This is a genomic window from Pedobacter sp., assembly GCF_045627485.1.
Classification (GTDB): Bacteria; Bacteroidota; Bacteroidia; order Sphingobacteriales; family Sphingobacteriaceae; genus Pedobacter.
This window is the reverse complement of sequence record NZ_JAZQNU010000096.1, coordinates 1-14,921: the sequence shown is the minus strand read 5'-3', so window position 1 is coordinate 14,921 and position 14,921 is coordinate 1. Positions and strand designations below refer to the sequence as shown.

The following is a 14,921-nucleotide window of genomic DNA, read 5'->3' as shown; positions in this document are numbered from 1 at the left end:
CATCTGCCAGACAACCGCCAAAACCAAACTCGTCCAGAAAATTCAGCCAGTTTAAACCTTGCTGCTGGTAAGTTCTTAAAACAGTTTTTAACCCTTTTGGTGCTTTTACCTCTTTCACTTTTTGAAAATCTGACAAGCGTTCTTTAAAAGTGGCCAGTTCCTGTTTCACTTCCGCGGTCATAAACTCCGCTTCGTAAAGCTCTTCCACCCCGCTAAAGTTAACCTTTGGTGTACGGATCATTTCCTCCTGAACCTCTCCGGCATGGAAATACTTCGTGAAGCGCCCGATCCATTCGTCGGGTAATATGCCCAGCGTGCCATCACCCAGCTGTACAAACTTGCTCTTATTCCTGATGGCCTGGTGAAGGTATTTTAAACTAATTTTTTCCTTGCCATAAGTCAGTTCCACTCCGGTTTCAAACCAATCCAGGCCGCTTAACACCTTAATATCTATTTTAGCACGGTGCGCACTCAATTTATTATTCGAAAGCTCTTTAAAACCTAATATCTTGATACCCATCTTTTGCCATTCTTCAAAGGCATCTAAAAACCAACCATTATCTAAGAAGCGACTACGGTGTAGGTAAAAGTGATGTTGCTGGAGCTGCTCCTCAAAATGGGGGTGCTGCCGCATCAGCATACTGGTGATCTGCAATTCCATGGCCTCATCGCGGGCCACGGTAAAAGGCTTTCCGCGACTGTCTAATGCATAGATCGTCCTCTTGGATAATACCGGAACCTCTACATTTCCATACCGCACCACAGGTGTAATCAAAATATGGTCACCTTCATCTGATAGGTAGATGATCTTCTCATTGGGCAGATTAAAGCTGTTTTCCTCTAATTGCTTTTTCGTGGCGGGCTTTAAATAGGCATACGTAATTTGTATATGATGCTCTAGTTTTGAAAGAATGGTCCGCTGAAACTCTTCAAACTTACTTTGGTGGATTAATATCTTATGATCGTGTTTCTTAAAGAACGCGATCATCCTTAAAAAGTCGGGATTATCAATAAGGTACATCGTCTCCTGGTCTTGGAGGAAGTATTGAAATTTTACCTGCAATTTCTCCAGGTCGTAGTGCCTGTCGCCAAAAAAGAGCTGCCCGGTAACCTCATAAAAAGCATCACGCTGGTTCACTGCCATGCGGATATCAAGCGGAAGTGGCGTAATGTGAATTGGAATTAACGAAGTTGTTCCCACTGTTTTCGCTGCTTCTTTTAATTCATAAAAACGCAATCCAAACGGGTTTTTCACCAAAGCCTTTAATGCTTCCATATCCGCTTTTGGATTCTCTGTATCATATTGATGTTGAAACTTGGCCACAGCCGTATAAAACTTCAACTCATCGGGGTCTGTGGTTTTCCAGATCGCATCAAGGGGATTAAGCAACACCAGGGGATTTTTTAGCTTGCCCTGTTGGCTAGACGCGCCCTCGTATAGTTCTACTATAAAATGGCCGTAATATTTATGTTTTTTAAATACCACTATCCGTTGGCCAAGTTCAGAACTACCATTCAATACAGGCACCTGCCCTGTTGGCAATAACTGACGGTTAAGGTATTGTCTGGATTCCTGATTTACCTTAATCAGGGCATTGTCCTTCGGGCTGACCGTAATGCTCCTGTTATTATATTCCAGCTTAAAATAGTTATCCAGATCAGCTTCCTGCGCCAAACCATAGTCATAAGCTGCTTCCTTTATCTTTTCATGCCGCAGCGTAGGGTCAAAAAATAATCGTATTTCCGCTCTGCGCATCACATTGTACAAGACCTGGGTCTGATGAACACACAACTTATCACCCCTTTCCTGGCAATCGCAACCTAGACGTAAAGTGTTGCCCGATAAGGAAACCGTTACATAAGCCGATCTTGCAGTGCCAGGGCGACAAGCAAACATGCAGTAACCGATTTCAGGATCCAATGCCCTCACGTCAAACAGATCAGTGACTTCGTGGTCCATTGGCTGCGCCGAATGCCTCGCGATAAATGCAGGATCGAGCTGTGCGGCATTAAAGCTTTCAATTACAATTTCGTGGTCAGACATCAATCAAAGATAAATGTCTTTTGTGGAAGGGCAACACCAAAATTACTTACACTGTTGTTGTCGCCAATTCCCTGCGCTTAATTCTTACAAGCATATAATAGGCTAAACTACTGTACAACAGCCATAAGATAGCTAAATGAAGTAAAGCACCCGGCTGACTTGTTAATCCCGCTCCCGATTGTACAATAGACAAATAGATTTCGAAAAATGGTGTTGTGGGCAATAACATGGAAACCGCTTGCACCACCCGGGGTAGCAAATCGAAAGGCCAGGCATATCCCGTAATTAAAAATATAGGATAAGTAGAAAACGCCATCATCTGAAGGCAAAGAAACTGCGTTTTAAATAGCGACCCAATGAATTGTGCCATAGGGATGAGGGTAAGAAAAAACAGCAGAAATATTACGCTTAATTCAATACCACTGCCACGCATAGATAAACTAAGCATACGATAGTTTACATTAAGGAAGAAAAAAGCATAAGCAGAAAATAAAAGCAGGTAGAACAACCCTTTTCCCCATATGGCGGTAAATATTCCTCCCTTCAGCCAATTGCCAAGACGTAAATTTTGCCGCTCACCAGCCACACTTTCAGACAAACCTATTAATAAGGTTTGTTGTAAAATCAATGCTAATAACCCAGGGAGTAAAAAATCACCATAGCTTGTTTTCACATTATACATCGGTCTGTAATCTAAGTTTATGGGCATTACGCTTTGCCTTGCTATTGTTGAGCTCATCCCTTCGCTCTTCTCGAAATACTGTAACCGTACACCGGCACCAACAGTAAGACATATTTGCTGTACATTCGTCAAGATGTCGCTCGATGGAAGAAACCTGGCTGCATTTGCGGCAATAACAATAGTGCTCTGCTTTAGGCTCAGTAAATTTGATTCTGTGCCCTTTGGAATATACATATACCCCTGACAATTTCCACGGTACATCTGCTCTCTAGCTTCCCCCAAATTAGGGAAATATAATAATTCTATCATGGGAGAGTCCTCGATAGTCTGTTGCAGCAACCTTGAAAAGGTTGTGCGGTCATCATCAACAACGGCTAACCTTACTTCCTCTTCTTCTTTATTAATGTAGATACTTCCATAAAAAAAAGCATAAAGCAATGGCGCCATCAATAGGGTGAGCAGCAAACTATGGTCTTTAGCAACAATTGATGCCTCTCTTAAAAAGAGCTTAAAGATGGTCTGCCCTGATTGCTTTTTCATCTGTACTGGTATTAAACTGACGTTGGAACAAGAAAAATGCAGTAGGAAACATTACTGCACAAAACAATAAAAGTTTATTTATATCTGCCTGGGCGTAGTGTAATGGCAAATTCATATAATAAACCTTAAAAAATGCATCCAGAAATGGTGTATAGGGCATAATAGTAGCATAATACTGATCATACCAGGGCATGGCCCATCGTGGAAACGTAAATCCACTAAAAACGAAAGCAGGAGAAGTATAAAATAACGCGGTATCACCCGCTAACATGATATCTTTAAGCAAAGCTGAAATGAACATGCCTATCCCAATACAGGCAACAGAAAGCAGGGTATGAATGATAAAAAATTTGAACGTAGCAGCAGGAACTCCAAGATCAAAAATGGGAAATACGATAAGAACAATTAGTAAAAAATTAACCCAGCTAACCACCAAATGCGCGATGGTTTTAGCTGTTATCACCATAATGGCAGAGCCATTGGATAACGCATATAATTCCTGCATGGTTCCTGTCTTCCATTCAAAATTTAGTGCCAGCATGCTACTCATGATCATAACCATTTGCATGGCCACTGTTATTAACCCAGGCACCAGATATTCCTGATAATTGTAATCTGCATTGTAAAGCTGGTAAGATTCCAGTCGAACCGGATTGGCAAGTGCCATAGCCTGTTCGGCGCCCATCCCTGTTTTTTCCAGCTTACTTAAAACTACGCCCGAGCTTCCCGTAATGATAACTTCACCTACTACTTTATAAATCATTTTTGCGGGAACCAGGTAGGCCCCATTCGTATAAAGCGTAACCTCAACCGGATGCCTGCTGTAAATGTCATTTTGCATATTTTGTGGAAAATGAATGGCGCCGAGAATCTGGCCTTCCTGCATTAATTTTTCCACTTCAGCCACATTGCTTATCCGCTTAGTGATGTGTAAAGCGTCACGCTGTTCAAGTAAAAAAATAAGTTGCCGGCTAATGGTGCTTTGGTCGTCATCCCATATGGCAAACGGCAAATGTTTAGCTTCCTTATTTTGGTAAATTAATGCATAAAATGAAAAAAGAAGCGCAGGAATAACCAGCATAACCAGGTAAAATTCCTTTAAGCTGAGAATGCGCTTCCACTCCCTGATCACAATATGGTTAAAGCGATTCATTAAGGCAAAATTAATGAAGCAGTCATACCAGAACGTAGTCCTTTTATCTGCGATGGATTTTCTGGTTTAAGCGCTATGGTAAAGGTCCTAAGTTCAAACTCTCCTTTGTCTCTCGTTGGCACCCAGTTGGCAAATTCCAGTGTTGGCGAAATGGAAGTTACCTTCACAGAAAAGGTTTCTGGCTCACAACCAGGAACTTTTACAGATGCTACCGCGCCTAACTTCAGCACATCAGCTTTGTCTTGTCTTACGTTAAAACGTAACAATGTAGAGTTCTTCTTTTCAAGCGTCATTATTGGATACCCAATGGAAACAATCTCACCCTGGTGAATCACCACACTAGAAATAACCCCATCCGCTGGCGCATAAACCCTTGTATTGTCACCCAGCGCCTTTGTAAGTTCATAGGCGTCCTCGGCTTGTTTCACGATGGCATTAGCGGTTTTAAGAATTTCCGGTCTTGTCCCGTTCTTCAGCATCTGTAAATTCAGCGCGGCAGTTTCCATTTCTTTTTTGGATGCCTGATACTTGAAATAGAAAATATCACGCTCTTGTCCTGATATCACATCCGACTCATACAAACGTTGCATACGCTGGTAAGTGGTATTAAATAGATTGTATTGTTCCTGGCTAATCTGGTAAAGTTTTGAGGTAGCCTCAATCAGCTCGGGTCTTGCGCCCTGGGCTAACAACTCCTGTTGACTTTTTGCTGCCTCAATTGCAGCCAGACTTTGAGATATAATTGCATCTATTTCGTTTGAGCGTAATACGGCTAATAATTGTCCTGATTTTACAGTATCGCCTTCTTCAACAAACAGCGAATCCAATCTGCCAGGGAATTCTGCGGCTACATCCACACTGGAGTCATCTACCATCCCTATGAGGGTGTCTTCATCATTATTTTGATCTGACAGAAAGAAAATCAATGCAATAATTACGACCAATAAAGGAATGAGAAGTGCCCAATAATTTTTGAGAAGGTTTTTCATCACTTGATATATTGAGTTATTTGCTGTGGTTTACCCAAACTGTTGAAGTATTCTGCAGCAGCTAAATAATAGCCAAATACTGCTAATTGATAGCCTTTTTCAATTTCTATTTCAACCAATAGCGCATCATTGACATCTTTAGGCGAAGAGAGCTGGTTCTCCATACGCTCCCTGATGAGACGGGTTGTGGTCTGCGCCTCCTTTCGGGCATAATCCAGTGATGCAACTTCATTTTGAATTGATATCATCTTGTTTCTTGCAACTGCAGATAAAACCTCTATCTCCAATTTGGCATTCTCTCCAGCAAGTTTTGTCTCCTCTATCAGTTGCCTGGCAGCAAGGGTCCTTTTTCTTGTTTGTCCATTAAAAAGCGTCCACTGCAATTCTACTCCTACAAACCAATCGGGCACCAGAAGTGGAAGATCCCGTCGATACAAATTATAGTTTCCAACTGCAAAAATGTTAGGCAATGAGAAGGATTTGCTAATCTTCTCTGCTGTTTTCGCATACGACACCTTGCTGTCAGCCAGTCTATATATTGGATTGGACGCCCAATAATCACCTTCAGGATTTGATGGCGCTATAATGGCATACTTCAGGGTGTCTGTAATCACTATCCCTGAATCTAACGGAACGCCCAAGACTTTGTTAAGTTCTAAATGGGCGTTCTGCTGATCCAGTTTGATGTTGTTAAGCTGGCTAATGGCTTGTGTTAACATTACATTAGTCCAGCTTTTCTGATAAGGCGCAAGTATCTGGTTTTTCACCAGTTCCTGGGCATAGTTATTATTCCTGATTAACGCATCTACCATTAACTGCTGCTTAACATACAGCGTGTTTAAATGTAAGATACGCAGGTACTGTGCTGCAATTACAAAATCAACTTCCTTATTGATTAAATCAACGCTAATTTCTGCAGTAGTTACAAGTGATTGAGCCAGATTGCCGGCAGCATCTAATTTTCTTCCCAGAAAAATGGGTTGTCTAACACCTAAACCAGCTACGAAATAAGATTGTCTGCTTAAACTCGGGTTATAGTTGGGATAAACAGACCCAATAATAGTTTTGGATAACCCATATATTCGCTCTTGTGCGGCTTGCGGCAACTCACTCCCAATAATTTCTTTAAATACTTCATTTGCTGCGCTTACGCTTTGTCTGGATGATCCTTCAACAATGCCATCTCTAACCGTTTGTAAGTTTACTTCTAACGGACTACTTAAATAGGTATAGCTTGACAGTAAATCGACTTTAGGTAAGTAGCTCTTCTTCTCTGCTTTCAAGTTATACTGACTGGATAATAACGCAGATTTTGCTTGTTTTACAGATAAATTATTTTCACCTGCAATACGCAGACATTCTTCCAGAGTTGTATTCTGTCCAATACTTATTAAGGGCAAGCACAATAATAAAATAACTACCAGCTTAACCCTTATCAATATTACTGACATAGCTATTAAATTATAATATCAGTAATGGAGAAATTATTCCTATCATCAGTCTGCCAGTATTGTAATTGCGTTGATCAAGCGTATTTTTCGCATAGCCACTGTACTCATAGTACCTTTGCACATAAGCTCCGAACAGTTTAAGGTTATAGTTTTCAATAGGGTAAAACTCTATTGAAGGAATTATACCCCAGGAAGTCCGCAACCTTTTACTATCAACCATTGGGTCTGGAATATCCTTCCACTTCGCAGTACTCACCATACCCACTGCTGAGATCCTCCATTGCTGGTTTAAAGAATACACCACCCTGAGCCAATGCTCCTTATAATCTACATCTTCCGCGGCATGGTCAAGGATGTTTTCCGGGATAAACGAACTGACAAGTCCTGTACGGTCCAGCTCTTCACTGCTCCATTTAAAATCGTATTGAACCAGCCAGTCTTTCAACCTAACCTGGTTACCCAAGGCTGTATAGTACATATTCACCGATTTATGAAGTTTTTTTGCTTCCTGAAAAACGCTGAAACTCCAAAGGGTCTGAAATTTACCATCCAGAAAACTACCACTCCACAAGCCCACAACAGCTGCAGGAAATTTTGCTTCTGTAAGTTCAGGAACATTACTGTACACCTCATTAAAAAATCTATTTCTCGAGTTCAATAGTTGACCGGTAATTGAATGATTAGGTGAAGCTTTCCATGTTGCCTGTACGCCTCCTAAAAAATTTTCAGCATGATCTATAATGTCATTGTATTGATAAATATCAATTGGATTCAGTTCAAACTCATAACCACCCCAGGCTGCACTTATTTTTCCAAAAGTAACGCTTGTTCTGTCGGAGATGTTATAGCCAATATAGGCCATATCTGTAGCGCTGACTACGTTATCAATATTTTGGACTACTGGATCCATAGTGTATCTATTTCTCCATCTGAAAAAAACTTTTTCCTTAAACACATCACCCTTAATTTCAAGTCTGAACTGATTTAAAACAAATCTGCTACTGTTGTAATCGCCATCGTTAAAAAAATTGCTAAAACTAGCTTGCATATTTGCAATAACATCCACATTATTTAAAAGTTCAGCTTTAGTGGCTACTATCAATGGAACGCCTCGGTTCACCGTTGTGTCTGATTGTTTATCTTGCTGGGCATACAGTCCGGTAGAAGCTAAACAAAGTAAAAGTACTATACATGCTTTCATAATTATATGTCTTAATAAGAGGGGGAATTTAACCGTCGCCAATTCCCCCAATTAAGTGGTTAATATTCAAAGAAATACTGTTGCAATTGAGCTTTATCCATTGTTTGGGTTAGGCCAAGCATTAATAAAATACGAGCCTTTTGCGGAAGCAGATCGTCGGATACTATCGTACCCAGTTTCGCATCATCAGTTTCGTCATGGAGTACTACCCTGCCGCTTGGAACCCTCGAAGCCCTTACCACGCTAATTCCCCTTTTAACTGCAGCTTCCACAGCTGTAGTATTCACCTTATTTAAGTTTCCATTACCCAAACCCCCGGTCACAAGGCCTTTTACATTTTTTGCAATGGCAGCGTTAATACCGGTTGCCGGAGCGTCTGCATATAAATACACTACCGCTACCTCTGGCAACGAAGTCATTCCAGTAATATCAAATGGCGTGCTTTTATTCTCCTTTCTTAGTAGCTGTTTATAAAAAACTACCTGACCATCATATACCTGACCTATAGGACCATCGTTTGGCGAATTAAAAGCCTCCACGTGCGTGGTATTGATTTTAACCGCATCCCTTCCTGTAAAAATGCTTTCACTAAATTCCAGCATCACCCCTTTGCCCTGCGCTTCTTTTGAAGCAGCCAAAACAACTGCATCATAAAGGTTCTTTGGGCCATCAGCACTTATGGCTGTTGCCGGACGCATAGCGCCCGTTAACACCACTGGTTTATCATAACGAACCGTTAAGGACAGAAAATACGCCGTCTCTTCTTGGGTGTCGGTACCATGGGTAATTACGATACCATCTGCTTCATCGTTTTTAAAGATCTCGTTGATCCTTTTATTTAGTTTAATCCAGATGGCCACAGTCATGTCCTGACTACCAACATTTGCGACTTGCTCGCCTGTAATCTCGGCTACTTTATCAAGGCCAGGTACGGCAGCAATAAGATCCTTAACAGGCAACTCACCAGCAGTATAAGCAGCACGGTCGGCAGAAGCCCCCGTTCCGGCAATTGTTCCACCGGTTGCCAGAATCCTTACCCTGGGTAACCTTTGAGCGAACAGTGATACGCTGAAGATCAGCAAGAACAATAAGAAAAATACCTTTTTCATAATATTAGGTTCAAATTTTAAAAGTCAGTTTATTTTTTTTTGGATTTTTCCCAGGCATCTACGTATTCCAATAGAATTTCACGGATTTTCTGTCCAATCACCTTGTAATTATCCGTTGGAAGGTTAGCCAGTGATACACGAATACTCCATTTGGGAGCGGCAAACCCACCACCATTTAATAAAACGATGGAAGTTTTCTCGGCCAAACGAAATACCACATCCAGAGGTTCAAAGTGCTCTTCCAGCCATTGTGCAAGTTCGGGCCCATAGAAATGCAATGCGCCTACCATCACGTCAATCCCCGAATAGTAACCTGCCCGCATTGGATCTGGCACAATATCTACTCCCATACCTTCCCACAGCAGTTTCAACCGTGTGCCCACTAAATCGCGGGTTAGTTTTCTATAAGTATCATTCTTGTCGTGTAAACTGAAGGAAGCAAACAGCATCATCTGAAATTGCTGTGGCAGTGATAAGCCTGCGGTATGATTTAAAGCCACTTGCCTGCTATCGGCCACCATTCGGTCAATAAATTTGAGCTTTTCAGGTGCCAGCGTAATGATCTCATACCTTTTGCGCAGCGATTTCTTTTGTCTGTCGCCAAGTGCTGCAATTTTATCATCAAAAATATTTTTCTCGTGCAGGGCAATAACTCCAAGTCGCCAGCCTGTACAACCAAAATATTTTGAAAATGAATAAACCGTAAGCGTATTGTAAGGCAATGCAGCCATTAGCGACACAAAACCAGGTACAAATGTTCCATATACGTCATCGGTAATCACCATCAGACCCGGGTTATGGTTTTTCACAATATCCGATATGTACTTTAAGCTTTTTAGCGGAAAGGCAACTGAAGGCGGGTTACTTGGATTGACCACAAAAGCGATTTTGATGTCCGGATCCTTAAGTTTATCTAACTCCGATTCTGGGTAGTGCCAGGTATGGAACCCATTTTTAGCTGTCTTTGAGGCAACGATATTAATTACCTCAAAATCATACTGATCAAGGTGTGGTATTTCTATATACGGCGTAAAAGTGGGTACCAGCAGGCCTATCTTTTCTCCCTTTTTAACTAAATGGTTCTTAATAAGGGAATCAAAAATATAACACATAGCAGCTGTTCCACCCTCTACGGCAAAAAGGTCATAATTTCCTTTTGGTGGTTTACCATTACACATCTCCTTGAGCATGTAATCCTGCACAATTGGTTCCATGTGGCGCAGCATCCGGTCGGGAACAGGGTAATTAAATCCTATAACGGATTCTACCATTTCCCTTACAAATGCATCTGGCTCAAATTTGTGCTGTTTAAGCCCATATTCAAAGGTATCTTTTAATAGGTCGAGAGCAGGACTTGATTTAACTTCCTTTAAAAAAATTTCGAACCGTTCAGCGATTCCCGTTTTGTCCTCTGCAGTACCGGCCATTCCGCCTTCCACATCCATTACTCTGCGGCATTCGCCTAATGCAAATTGACCGAATAAAAAGAAAGCCTCTCTAGGGACTGTAGCAATCCAGTTTGGGTTTCCACGACCTGCATTGAGCATCTGGCCGGTTGATTTCTGTGCAGCTTCATTCGCAAGATGGATCAGTTCATCTTTGATCTCAAAAGGGCTCATCGTTTGCAACTTTTTTTGAACTTCTCTTGAGGTTTTAATTTTTGAAATAGGGATTGTCATAATATAGGTGTTTAAGAAATGATTATTATTTGATTAATAGCTAACTCATTAAGAGAACGATAACCACACCCCAGATAATGAGCAGGGTATTACCCACTGCATAAGTAACTGTATATCCTAAAGCGGGGGTTTTACTTTGTACGGCGTCCTGTATGGCACCAAGAGCGGCAGTTGTTGTACGTGCACCAGCGGCACAACCAAGCGTGATAATTGGATGAAATTTAAAAACATAGCGCCCTAACAATACCGCTGCTATTAAAGGCACGGTAGTCGCCAATGCACCTACAATAAATAGATCCCAGCCAGCCTGCTTAAAGCCTTGTACAAAATGCGGTCCTGCAGTAATACCAACTACAGCAATGAACACGTTTAAGCCTAAATTATTCATTATCCAGATGGCTGCCTCTGGAATTCGGCCAAAAGTAGGATGCTTGCCTCTGAGCCACCCAAAAACCAACCCCGAAATCAACGCTCCACCACTGGTACTTAAGCTGAGGGGCACGCCACCCACCCTTAGAGTAAGGGCACCAAACAGGCCTCCAATTACAATCCCAAGACCAACAAAGACCATATCCGTAGCGTTAGTTGGTCTATCGGCATAACCGATATGTTTAATGGCTAGTTCAACATTCTGTTGGTGGCCAACCAACTCTACCATATCTCCTTTGTACAGTTGTGTATTTGGTAAAATTGACAAATCCATACCTGACCTTTTTAAGGACCGGATAATCACCCCATGCATATAGTCCATTCCTAGTAACTCAGATAATGTTTTTTCCTGTACTTCCTTGCTTACAATCATCACACTGAGCACCTCAACAGGAAAGTTTAGCAATTCTGAGTCAAGTACTTCGGTCTCATTTGGCGACACATAATTCATCATATATTCCCTGCGTCCACCCAATACAATCACGTCATTTTCTTCAACAACGGTATCCTGGGTTACATAGGAAATTTCTTTGCCTTTGCGGATGCGCTCTACATATAATATCCTGCCCCGCTTTGCCAATTCAGCCTCAATCTTTGCTACAGTTTGATTACATGCGTAAGATTGGGCTGATATTTTGTAAGCATTATACAACACCCTGTCGTAAGCAGAAGTAATGGCTGGATCGTCGCCAATAGCATCACCTCCAAGTTGAACTTCCAGTTCCTTGGCTTTTTTAATGAGATCCCCGCCTAATAACTTTGGGCCAATAGAGGCCAAAATCCAAGCTGATCCAGCAGTACCAAAAACATACGTTACGGCATAAGCTACCGGGATCTCGTTGATCATTTGCTTTTTCTCACTCGCCGAAATATTCAAGTTGTTTATGGTATCTGAGGCGACACCAATAACCGCTGAAATGGTTTGAGATCCTGAAAGCATCCCTGCCGATAAACCCGCGTCATAGCCCATTACTTTAGCTCCTATATACGAGCAAAGCAGACAGATCACACAAACAATTGCTGCAAAGAACACTTGTGGCAAACCATCTTTCTTTAGACCGCCAAAAAACTGAGGTCCAACGCTATACCCAATAGCAAAAAGAAACATTAGAAAAAATATAGATTTTACATTTGAAGAAATCTCTATGTCTAACTGCCCTACAAGCACGCCCACTAAGAGTACACTGGTTACAGTGCCCAATGTGAAACTCTTATATTTTATAGCACCAATATAATAACCCAAAGACAGGGTAAGAAAAACTGCCAGTTCCGGGTATTCCCGAAACGTTTTAATAAACCATTCCATAGTTTGACATTTTAGAATAAAAAAAATGAGAAAGTATACCAAGTTTAATACTCAGTGAGATCAATACATTGTTGGGTACGTGTAAGGAAATGCCTGCAGAGAGGTAAAATGGAATACAGACTAGGAAAGATAGATTGATGAGCTTAACTCATCCATGTATGATATTGATATCAGTAATTAAACTAATTGTGGCAAAATATGTCTTGCGGTAGGAAGATTGTTTAATTCAAGTCTTCTACCAAAAAACCTTAAAAAGTATAAATTATTTGAATTGGTTGAAGTTTCTAAAAAACTTGTGATTTTTAGCTACATAAACTCATGGCGAGCAAATAATTTCCATTGTCTCCTCAAGGCGGATTGAAGAGGATTTCTAATTCAACCAGTTGATCACAGGTAAAATACAACCTATATTTTTCCAGTTTCATGGCATTGATCACCTTATCATTATCATCAAAAAACCATGTTTTTGAATTCAGATGTTCTTCAAATTTACAGGCAATAGCACTACACTTTCTGCCTGTCAACTTTTTATACCTTACCTTTATCATATGATTAGGTTATAAATATATTTTAATAATATTGCTCGCCCTTTCAAAAAACGTTAACGAGTAACATATTGATTACAAGTTAAGCAAAAAAATAAAATATAACACAAGAAATTGTTAGAAACTTAAAAAAGATTAAAATATATTATCGACTGATAATGAAGTAAATACCAGATATTTTTTTATATTCATCTCATCCCCATTAAACGTCTCATATCCCATGTCAGGCATCTATATACATATCCCATTCTGCAAAAAAGCATGTACTTATTGCGACTTTCATTTCACTACTTCCCTAAAGTATGCTGAAGAAATGACCGATGCCATTTGCAAAGAGCTGATCTTAAAAAAAGAACGCATTACCGATCAGGTAGGCAGCATCTATTTCGGTGGAGGTACACCATCGGTATTACCTGGTCCTTATTTAAACCGGATCTTCGACACATTAACACAGCATTTTTCTATCGCTTCCAATGCCGAAATCACCATGGAAACCAATCCTGATGACCTAAACGCTCAAAAGCTAGCCGAACTCAGGCACATGCCGGTGAACCGTTTCAGCATTGGTACACAATCATTTTTCGACGAAGACCTTCGGTGGATGAACCGCGCACATAACGCCTCTGAAGCAGAAACCTCCATTAAACGGAGTCAGGATGCAGGTTTCGAAAACCTTAGCATTGACCTGATTTATGGATACCCCCTGCTAACCAATGCCAAGTTCATGGAGAACATCAATAAAGCAGTAGCCCTGCAGATACCACATATTTCTGGCTACGCATTAACAGTAGAGCCAAGAACCGCCCTTGCCAGTTTGATTAAAAAGGGAAAACAATTGCCCATAAACGATGATCAAAGTGCCGAACAGTTCCAGATACTTATAGGAAAGCTTGAAGAGGCAGGGTTTGAACATTATGAGATTTCCAATTACAGCCTGCCCGGGCATTATGCCGTGCACAACACCAACTACTGGCGGGGTGTACCCTATTTAGGAATTGGCCCATCTGCTCATGGTTTCGATGGCACCAACAGGCAACTGAACGTGGCAAACAATGCACAGTATATGGAGAAACTACAGCAAGGTAAACTTGCCGAAACCATAGAAGAGCTTACCCAGCTTGACCGCCTGAACGAATACATCATGACCACCCTGCGTACCATGTGGGGCATGGACCTTCAACAGATTAATCAACAATATGGTAAAACTTTCGAAGAAGAAATGCGATTCAACTTAAAACCCTTTGAGGAACGGAACTGGCTGCGTATTGAACAGGATAAGGTGAAATTAACTCCAGAAGGTAAATTATTTGCAGACCATATTGCTTCAGAACTGTTTTTATTGGAAAGCCACGAAAGGTAGTTGCTGTAAAACCTTCAGCCCGTTTAATCTCAGAAATGTTCCATTTTTTTTAAAACAACAAGGTGACGCTTCGCACGTTATTATATTTTAGCGGCGCTAAACTTCATCTTATGCCCTTCGATCTTACAACAATTGACACGGTTAATCAAATCAGCAAAGAAGATTTTGAGAAAAATTACCTGAAGCCAAGGAAACCCCTGGTGATTAAAAACCTTTCTAAAGATTGGCCGGCACATCAAAAATGGAGCATGGATTACCTTAAAGAAGTAGTTGGCGATCAAACTGTTCCATTATACAACAGTGGCAAAGCCGATCCGGCAAAACCCATCAATGCGGCAGCTGCAGAAATGAAATTTGCTGATTACATTGACCTCATCAGAAATACCCCCACCGACCTCCGCATTTTTCTTTTCGACCCCATTAAACATGCGCC

At 41.1% G+C, this 14,921-nt stretch carries 12 protein-coding genes; 2 read left to right on the top strand and 10 right to left on the bottom strand.

Features of this window, described 5'->3' with window-relative positions; genetic code table 11:
- From ACR2F3_RS07395 to ACR2F3_RS07350, 10 genes are all read right to left on the bottom strand, one after another.
- On the bottom strand, window positions 1-2,044 hold a 2,044-nt coding region (locus ACR2F3_RS07395; RefSeq protein ID WP_432709345.1), incomplete at its 3' end, for an SNF2 helicase associated domain-containing protein.
- A gap of 46 nt (window positions 2,045-2,090) precedes the next feature.
- The gene (locus tag ACR2F3_RS07390; protein WP_432709344.1) at window positions 2,091-3,266 is read right to left on the bottom strand and encodes an ABC transporter permease; all 1,176 of its coding nucleotides are present in this window, start codon (window positions 3,264-3,266) and stop codon (window positions 2,091-2,093) included.
- Window positions 3,235-4,419, bottom strand: a complete 1,185-nt coding sequence (locus tag ACR2F3_RS07385; RefSeq protein ID WP_432709343.1) for an ABC transporter permease — start codon at window positions 4,417-4,419, stop codon at window positions 3,235-3,237. Before ACR2F3_RS07385 ends, ACR2F3_RS07390 begins: the two co-directional genes overlap by 32 nt.
- Complete coding sequence (locus ACR2F3_RS07380) at window positions 4,419-5,408, bottom strand: HlyD family secretion protein (RefSeq protein WP_432709342.1); 990 nt, start codon at window positions 5,406-5,408, stop codon at window positions 4,419-4,421. The genes ACR2F3_RS07385 and ACR2F3_RS07380 overlap by 1 nt, the downstream gene beginning before the upstream one ends.
- Window positions 5,408-6,859: a TolC family protein gene (locus ACR2F3_RS07375; protein ID WP_432709341.1), complete on the bottom strand. Its 1,452-nt coding sequence runs from the start codon at window positions 6,857-6,859 to the stop codon at window positions 5,408-5,410. Before ACR2F3_RS07375 ends, ACR2F3_RS07380 begins: the two co-directional genes overlap by 1 nt.
- Window positions 6,860-6,869: 10 nt before the next feature.
- Window positions 6,870-8,060 carry a porin gene (locus tag ACR2F3_RS07370; RefSeq protein WP_432709340.1) on the bottom strand — a complete coding sequence of 397 codons (1,191 nt, stop codon included), beginning with the start codon at window positions 8,058-8,060 and terminating at the stop codon, window positions 6,870-6,872.
- A gap of 59 nt (window positions 8,061-8,119) precedes the next feature.
- Window positions 8,120-9,169: a type II asparaginase gene (locus ACR2F3_RS07365; protein ID WP_432709339.1), complete on the bottom strand. Its 1,050-nt coding sequence runs from the start codon at window positions 9,167-9,169 to the stop codon at window positions 8,120-8,122.
- A gap of 29 nt (window positions 9,170-9,198) precedes the next feature.
- The gene (aspD, locus tag ACR2F3_RS07360; protein ID WP_432709338.1) at window positions 9,199-10,848 is read right to left on the bottom strand and encodes an aspartate 4-decarboxylase; all 1,650 of its coding nucleotides are present in this window, start codon (window positions 10,846-10,848) and stop codon (window positions 9,199-9,201) included.
- Between the two features lie 40 nt (window positions 10,849-10,888).
- Window positions 10,889-12,583: an aspartate-alanine antiporter gene (gene aspT / locus ACR2F3_RS07355; RefSeq protein WP_432709337.1), complete on the bottom strand. Its 1,695-nt coding sequence runs from the start codon at window positions 12,581-12,583 to the stop codon at window positions 10,889-10,891.
- Between the two features lie 347 nt (window positions 12,584-12,930).
- Entirely contained in the window at window positions 12,931-13,131 is a 201-nt protein-coding gene (locus ACR2F3_RS07350; RefSeq protein WP_432709336.1) for a hypothetical protein, read from the bottom strand.
- A 217-nt stretch (window positions 13,132-13,348) separates the two neighbouring features.
- Between ACR2F3_RS07350 and hemW the strand changes: the two genes are divergently transcribed.
- Complete coding sequence (hemW, locus tag ACR2F3_RS07345) at window positions 13,349-14,488, top strand: radical SAM family heme chaperone HemW (protein WP_432709335.1); 1,140 nt, start codon at window positions 13,349-13,351, stop codon at window positions 14,486-14,488.
- 110 nt (window positions 14,489-14,598) lie between these two features.
- On the top strand, window positions 14,599-14,921 hold a 323-nt coding region (locus ACR2F3_RS07340), incomplete at its 3' end, for a cupin-like domain-containing protein (RefSeq protein WP_432709334.1).

Coding starts and splice junctions, on each gene's coding strand:
- ACR2F3_RS07390 (WP_432709344.1), bottom strand. CDS start 3,266: ATGAAAAAGCAATCAGGGCAGACCATCTTTAAGCTCTTTTTAAGAGAG.
- ACR2F3_RS07385 (WP_432709343.1), bottom strand. CDS start 4,419: ATGAATCGCTTTAACCATATTGTGATCAGGGAGTGGAAGCGCATTCTC.
- ACR2F3_RS07365 (WP_432709339.1), bottom strand. CDS start 9,169: ATGAAAAAGGTATTTTTCTTATTGTTCTTGCTGATCTTCAGCGTATCA.
- aspD (WP_432709338.1), bottom strand. CDS start 10,848: ATGACAATCCCTATTTCAAAAATTAAAACCTCAAGAGAAGTTCAAAAA.
- ACR2F3_RS07375 (WP_432709341.1), bottom strand. CDS start 6,859: ATGTCAGTAATATTGATAAGGGTTAAGCTGGTAGTTATTTTATTATTG.
- ACR2F3_RS07380 (WP_432709342.1), bottom strand. CDS start 5,408: ATGAAAAACCTTCTCAAAAATTATTGGGCACTTCTCATTCCTTTATTG.
- ACR2F3_RS07370 (WP_432709340.1), bottom strand. CDS start 8,060: ATGAAAGCATGTATAGTACTTTTACTTTGTTTAGCTTCTACCGGACTG.
- hemW (WP_432709335.1), top strand. CDS start 13,349: ATGTCAGGCATCTATATACATATCCCATTCTGCAAAAAAGCATGTACT.
- aspT (WP_432709337.1), bottom strand. CDS start 12,583: ATGGAATGGTTTATTAAAACGTTTCGGGAATACCCGGAACTGGCAGTT.
- ACR2F3_RS07350 (WP_432709336.1), bottom strand. CDS start 13,131: ATGATAAAGGTAAGGTATAAAAAGTTGACAGGCAGAAAGTGTAGTGCT.